Origin of the sequence: Mesorhizobium sp. M7A.F.Ca.AU.001.01.1.1 (assembly GCF_004022735.1) — a bacterium.
Lineage (GTDB): Bacteria > Pseudomonadota > Alphaproteobacteria > Rhizobiales > Rhizobiaceae > Mesorhizobium > Mesorhizobium ciceri.
Genome location: NZ_RZPF01000400.1, coordinates 1 through 5,934 on the forward strand (window position 1 = coordinate 1; position 5,934 = coordinate 5,934).

Annotated in this window: 5 protein-coding genes; 1 reads left to right on the forward strand and 4 read right to left on the reverse strand. The window is 63.4% G+C overall.

Features of this window, described 5'->3' with window-relative positions; genetic code table 11:
* Positions 1-239: 239 nt before the first annotated feature.
* The 4 genes from EN884_RS22310 to EN884_RS22325 form a co-directional block, all read right to left on the reverse strand.
* Positions 240-1,421 carry a PLP-dependent aspartate aminotransferase family protein gene (locus EN884_RS22310; protein ID WP_063169614.1) on the reverse strand — a complete coding sequence of 394 codons (1,182 nt, stop codon included), beginning with the start codon at positions 1,419-1,421 and terminating at the stop codon, positions 240-242.
* Positions 1,418-2,857 (reverse strand): pyridoxal-phosphate dependent enzyme, encoded by a 1,440-nt coding sequence (locus EN884_RS22315; protein ID WP_063169613.1) that lies wholly within the window; start codon positions 2,855-2,857, stop codon positions 1,418-1,420. Before EN884_RS22315 ends, EN884_RS22310 begins: the two co-directional genes overlap by 4 nt.
* 291 nt (positions 2,858-3,148) lie before the next feature.
* A complete protein-coding gene (locus EN884_RS22320) occupies positions 3,149-4,483 on the reverse strand; it encodes an FAD/NAD(P)-binding protein (RefSeq protein ID WP_013528704.1) in 1,335 nt (444 codons plus the stop codon).
* A gap of 31 nt (positions 4,484-4,514) precedes the next feature.
* Complete coding sequence (locus tag EN884_RS22325) at positions 4,515-4,985, reverse strand: Rrf2 family transcriptional regulator (RefSeq protein WP_063169612.1); 471 nt, start codon at positions 4,983-4,985, stop codon at positions 4,515-4,517.
* A gap of 643 nt (positions 4,986-5,628) precedes the next feature.
* Between EN884_RS22325 and EN884_RS22330 the strand changes: the two genes are divergently transcribed.
* Positions 5,629-5,934, forward strand: a 306-nt coding sequence (locus EN884_RS22330) for a glycine betaine ABC transporter substrate-binding protein (RefSeq protein ID WP_281034837.1), incomplete at its 3' end; no start/stop codon positions are given.

Consider the following 5,934-nt stretch of genomic DNA (forward strand, 5'->3'; position numbering starts at 1 on the left):
TCGATGGGGGGAGAGGTGTCGAGCGAAGCCCGACGGAGTGGGGGTCGACCCTCGCCGCGCGCCCTGAGGTCTCTTGCTCGTCAGATTGTGCCTGTCTTGCGGCGACTGCGCGTCTGCGAACGCCTTCCCCCACTCCGTCTCGGCTTCGCCGAGCCACCTCTCTCCCCTCCGGAGGGAAAGGAAAGGAGCCAAGGCAGGGCGATGAGGGGCAACGCTGAAGTTGCAAGTTGATTAAGCTTCTAACCCGCCAGCGCCTGCTCCAGATCCGCAATCAGATCATCGCCATCCTCGATCCCCGCCGACAACCTTACCAGCGAATCCGATATGCCGATCTCGGCCCGTTTCTCCGCCGGTATGGAGCCATGCGTCATCAGCGCCGGGTGTTCGATCAGGCTCTCCACACCGCCGAGGCTTTCGGCGAGCGTGAACAATTGCGTGCGTTCGAGGAACTTTTTGGTGCCGGCTAGGTCGCGGTCGAGCACGGCTGTGATCATGCCGCCGAAGGCATGCATCTGCTGGACGGCGACGGCGTGCTGCGGGTGGCTGGCGAGGCCGGGATAGATGACGCGGCGGACGTCGCGGCGCGCTTCCAGCCATTGCGCGATCTTCAGGCCGTTGGCGGAATGGCGCTCCATCCTGAGCGCCAAGGTCTTGAGGCCGCGCAGCGCCAGAAAACTGTCGAACGGGCCCGAAATGGCGCCGATGGCGTTCTGCAGGAATTTCAGCTGGGCGGCCAGATCCTTGTTGTCGCCGACCACGGCGACGCCGCCGACCATGTCGGAATGGCCGTTGAGATATTTGGTCGTCGAATGCACGACGATGTCGATGCCGAGCTCCAGCGGCCGCTGGATATAGGGGCTGCAGAAGGTGTTGTCGGCGACCGTGAGAATCCCCTTGCGCCTGGCAAGTGCGGCGACGCCTTCGAGGTCGACGATGCGCAGCAGCGGGTTGGTGGGGGTTTCGACCCACAGCATTTTCGTCTCGGGCCGGATCGCGGCCTCGACGGCGGCAAGGTCGGTGAAGTCGACGAACGAGACCTGCAGATCGGCCGAGCGTTTGCGCACCCGCTCCATCAGCCGGAAGGAACCGCCATAGATGTCGTCGGTGGCGACGATATGCGCACCGGAATCGAGCAGCTCCAGCACGGTGGCGATCGCCGCCAGCCCTGACGCGAAGGCGAACGCGGCCGAGCCGCTTTCGAGGTCGGCCACCGCGCGCTCGAAAGCAAAGCGCGTCGGGTTCTGGCTGCGGGCATATTCAAAGCCCTTGTGCACGCCGGGCGATTGCTGGCCATAGGTCGAGGTGGCGTAGATCGGCACCATCACCGCGCCGGTCAGCGGGTCGTGGCTCTGGCCGCCATGGATGGTGCGCGTCGAGAAAGCCAGACGGTTTTTCCCGGCTGGCGGAGTATTGCTGGTCATCGTGCGCGCCTCAGATGGTTGATCAGATCGATGCGGGTAATCAGGCCGACGAATTCGTCGCCGTCGAAGATGATGGCGACCTCGTTGCGGTCGAACACCGGCAGCAGCGCGTCCAGCGTCTGGCTGGCCTGCAGCGTGTGCAGGTTGGAGGTCATGGCCGTGCGCACCGGGCCGTTGAAGCGCTCCCAGCGGCCGTCATAAGGGCCGTCGACCTTGGCCAGTATGTCGCTTTCGTCAACGATGCCGACGAGCTTGCCATTGTCGAGCACCGGCAGCTGCGAGACATCGGAGCGGCGCATGCGGCCATAGGCATTGAGCAGGCTTTCGTCCGGGCCGACATAGACGGTGTCGCCGGTGCGGTGCGAGCGCATCACCAGGTCGCGCAGATCGCCATGCTGCTCGTGCTCGGCCAGCCCCTGCTCGGCCAGCCAGAAATCGTCGAACACCTTCGACAGGTACTTGTTGCCGCTGTCGCAGACGAAGGTGACGACGCGTTTGGGCACCGTCTGCTCGCGGCAATAGCGCAGCGCCGCCGACAGCAGCGTGCCCGAGGATGAGCCGGCAAGGATACCTTCCTTGGACAAGAGGTCGCGCACCGCCAGCATGCTCTGCTTGTCGGGGATCGAATAGGCCTTCTTGACCAGCGACAGATCGGCATTGGGCGGCACGAAATCCTCGCCGATGCCTTCCACGGTCCAGCTGCCGGCCTCTTCCATCTTGCCGGTCTTGATCAGCGGCGCCAGCACCGAGCCGACCGGATCGGCCAGCACCATTTCGGTCTTCGGCGACACTTTTGCGAAGTAGCGGCCAAGCCCGGTCAGCGTGCCCCCCGAGCCGACGCCGACCACCACGGCATCCACATCACCGTCGAGCTGCGAAAAGATCTCCGGGCCGGTGGTGGTTTCATGCGCCAGCGGATTGGCCGGGTTGGCGAACTGGTTGGCATAGAAGGCGCCGGGCGTTTCCGCCGCGATCTTCTCGGCCATGTCCTGGTAATATTCGGCATGGCCCTTGCCGACATCGGAGCGCGTCATGCGCACTTCGGCGCCGAGCGCGCGCAGGTGCTGGATCTTTTCGCGCGACATCTTGTCGGGCACCACCAGCACGATGCGATAGCCCTTGGGGATGCCGACCTGGGCAAGGCCAAGCCCGGTGTTGCCGGCCGTCGCCTCGACAATGGTGCCGCCGCGCTTGAGCTTGCCCTGCTTTTCAGCCGCGGCGATCATCGACAGCGCGATGCGGTCCTTGATCGAGCCGCCGGGATTCTGGCTTTCGAGCTTGATGAACAGCCGGCATTTGCCGGTGTCGAACTTGGTCAGCTCGACCACCGGCGTCTGGCCGATCAGGTCGAGCACCGACTTGTAGGGCGGACGCAGGCGGGACAATTCGGCTTCCGAGGGGGCACTGTCCAGTGTGGCGATCTCATGCTCGCTCATATCGATGCTCCATGACCAAGCGACCGCCTCTGGGCAGGGCGGCAGCGTAGCCTCTTTTCCAGCCCTTTGCAGTCGGAAAGAAGATAGATCGTGCCAATCAACCGGCCAGATGCGGAATGAAATTCCGGTTTGTGCCTCAAGGGCTTGGAGGGTGTGTTGAGATTCAGGTCAGGCCGAGCCGAAAATGGCAGATTCCGAGAACCGGAGCAGAGCGTACTTTTGGGTACGTGAGCACCGGAAGCCACAGGAAGCCGCATTTGCAGGCCGGCATCACCTGAATATCGACACAGCCTACCCCAGCAGCTGCTTGCTCAGCCTCGCACACTGCACGCGGATATCGGGGATGGCGTCGATCTCGAAGAAGGTGCCGCGCGTCAGCGGGCCGACGGCGAGGATCTTGGCCGAAACGGTTCCGTCGCCGGCGATGATCTCGCATTTGGTCGATACGTCGAGGCCGATGCGCAGCGGATCCGGCCTTGCCAGGCCGCGGTCGACCAGCGAGCGCACGACGCTGTTCGACGAGGTCGAGATGTCCCTGACGATGCCAGAGCAATCGTAGATGCGGGCAACCTCGAAGGTCTCGAGACGCTGCGTGTGACGCGACTGGACCTGGACGGTGAATTCGCCGTTGCGCGCAATGTCGACGACGCGGCCGGCGACCAGGCGGATGCGGCCGGATTGCACGGCCTCGGTGACACGGGCGTAGACCTCGGGCGCCATGCGATGGCGGTGGATGTCCCACCAGGCCTTGGTGTGCTCGACGAAGCGGCGTTTGGCGGAAGCCGGCCAGTTCTGCCAGATCTTCTGGTTGAACGGCCGCAGCCCGTCGACGACGTCACGCCAGTCGATGCCGGCCTTCTGGTTTTCCTTGATCAGGTCGCGGAACCAGCCGACGAAATAGGAGAGCTGCGTGCCGAGCGGAATGTCGGCGACGTCGAGCTTGATCGGATTGCCCTTGCGATGCGGCGAGGGCAGCAGGCCGCGCCTGGACACAGCTATGATGTCGCCGCGATGGCCGCGTTGCTCCAGCGCCAGGAAAGCATCGACCATGCTGAGGCCGGTGCCCAGCACCATGACGCCGGCGCCGGGCGGAAGTGCTGTGTCGGCTTCCGATCCCATCCTGATGGCATGGCCTTGCGCCGGCTCCTCGTCGTGGCCGGTGGCCAGCACGGCGAGATGCGCAACGACGCTGGTGCCGTTGGCCAGCGCCACTTCGACGCCGGAGGCGGTGGGCGTGATCGAGAGGCTTTCCTCGCGGATCAGCCGAAGCCGACCGCTCTGCTTTTCCCGCGCTTCCAGATCGACCAGCAACTCGCCGAGATAGCGGGCATAGATGCTGCGTGGCGCATAGAAGGGCGCCTCCTCAGCCGTTGCCAGGCCGCGTTCCTGAAGCCAGCGCCAGAAATTGCCGGGATCGTCGGCATAGGCGCTCATGCCGGCGGCGCTGACATTCAGTACATGCGCCGACAGCAGCGTCGAATAGGCGATGCCCTGGCCGAAATGCGGGCGCCTTTCGATCAGCGTGACGCGCAGGTCGGGATTGGGCGACTTCAGGAGATGCGCGGCCAGCACGACGCCGCTGGCGCCGCCACCGACAATGATGATGGAGTTGGCGCGCCCGGTCATAGGCATGCCTTCGCTCTGCGCAGCGCCAGTGTCAGGCCTGGACCTTCACCGCGACCGGCAGATCGCCGATGCCGACCGACAGGTCGTCGAGAGAGATATCGCGCATTTCGGCGAGGCTGCGCTGATCGAGCACCTCGGCGATCGCCTGCCGGACCTCGAGCATCAGATGTCGGACTTGGCATCTCGCCTCGTTGCAATCTTCACAGCGCTGGTACTGGGTGCGGCTGGCGCAGGGGATCGGCGCCAGCGGACCGTCGAGGACGCGCACCACATGGCCGACCTTGATCTCGTCGGCGGGGCGCGCCAGGCGATAGCCGCCATCCTTGCCCTTGCGGCTCTGGACGAAGCCGGCATTGCGCAACTCGCCCAGGATGGCGTCGAGAAATTTCTTCGGGATGTTGTTGCCGGTGGCGACGTCGTTGACGAAGGCGAGCTGCCCGGCCGGCAATCGCGCGAGGTGGACAAGCGCCTTGAGGCCGTACTTACCTTTTTTGGTGAGCATGAGATCAAATTTTCTCTGGCATGCGACGGCATGGAACCATCGGTTGCAAAACGCCTGGCGTGCGTTGCCGCCGCGTCCAAGCCCGCATGACACATAAATTCTAGTGACATGATGTACAAGCCGAGAACTTCTGATTTTGCTTCGTTTTCAAGCCGCGCGGGCCATTTTGACTAGCCTTTGTGCCCACAGGGACACAAAAGCGCACGAGTTTGGGGGCGCGATCATCGCGATATGGTGACTGCTCATCGTCGCCTCCAATCTCAATGTCGATAAGATTACTATACTTACCCTCGAACACGCGGAATGGGTTGTCAAATCGGCGGTTATTTGAGGCATGAATTTGCCTGGAAGAGGCCGGAAGCGGGAATTCTAGTTCGCGGTGGGCGTAGGCGGAGCCATCACCGCAGTTCAGGAGGTTAAAGGTCGGTGGAACAGAGGGGGGCGCTGGCCCGCCGGCGTCGAAAGGCCTGCCCTGTGGCGACACTCTGCCCCACCGCAACCACCCTATCCGCCTCACCACCTCACCATCGACAGCTTTTTTCTAACAAGCCCGCCTTGGTTGGAAGGATTTAACTCTACAAGAACCATAGAATTAGCTGACTATTATGAAGCATTCCGGTTTTTCTCTTTTCAGGAGCCCTTCATGTCCACCATTTCGCGACGCATTCTTCTGCTCTCGTCGGCGGCACTTGCCGGTGCGGCCTTCCTCGGCCCGGCCCTTGCCAACGACCTCAAGATCACCATCGGCTACCAGACGGTGGTCGAACCCTCGAAAGTGCCGCAGGCCGACGGCGCCTATGAAAAGGCGACGAAGGCCACCATTGATTGGCGCAAATTCGATTCCGGCGCCGATGTCATCGCCGCGGTCGCTTCCGGTTCGGTCGATATCGGCTATGTCGGCTCGAGTCCGCTGGCGGCGGCGGCGAGCCGCGAGTTGCCGATCCAGACC